Origin of the sequence: Allobosea sp. 2RAB26 (assembly GCF_052115465.1) — a bacterium.
Classification (GTDB): domain Bacteria; phylum Pseudomonadota; class Alphaproteobacteria; order Rhizobiales; family Beijerinckiaceae; genus Allobosea.
The window spans coordinates 1-557 of the sequence record NZ_JBFRGS010000082.1; the positions used below are offsets into that span (position 1 = coordinate 1).

1 protein-coding gene is annotated in these 557 nt (G+C 63.7%); it reads right to left on the reverse strand.

The genetic code is table 11. The features are described 5' to 3' along the window. On the reverse strand, positions 1–557 hold a 557-nt coding region (locus AB4118_RS34115; protein WP_441493911.1), incomplete at both ends, for an FtsK/SpoIIIE domain-containing protein.

Below are 557 nucleotides of genomic sequence, written 5' to 3' on the forward strand. Positions count from 1 at the left end.
TAGGGCAGGGGCCCCAGATCCATCACCTCTTCTTCGTAGATCGCCTCGCCGGAATGCTTGTCGAAGCCGGTCTGCACGGTGCGTGTGATGATCTCGCCGGCAGCCAGCGCCTCGCCGACCCGGACATTGAAGCCGTCGATGTTGCGCACGCCGAGCTTCGACATCTTCTTGTAGCGCTCCTCCATCTCGCGCACCGCCCATTTCAGCGCGACCACCGCCTTCTTCGGGTCGGTGACGACGGGGGTGAGCAGATGCGGGATGCCGTCATAGACGGAGAGCTCGAGCATCTTGGGATCGACCATGATCAGCCGGCACTGCTCGGGCTTGAGCCGGTAGAGGATCGACAGGATCATGGTGTTGATCGCGACCGACTTGCCCGAGCCGGTGGTGCCGGCGACGAGCAGATGCGGCATGCGGGCAAGATCGGCGATCACCGGCTCGCCGCCGATGGTCTTGCCGAGGCAGAGCGCCAGCTTGTGCTTGGTCGATTCGAAATCCTGGCTGGCGAGCAGCTCGCGCAGGAAGACGGTCTCGCGCTTGGCATTGGGCAGTTCGAT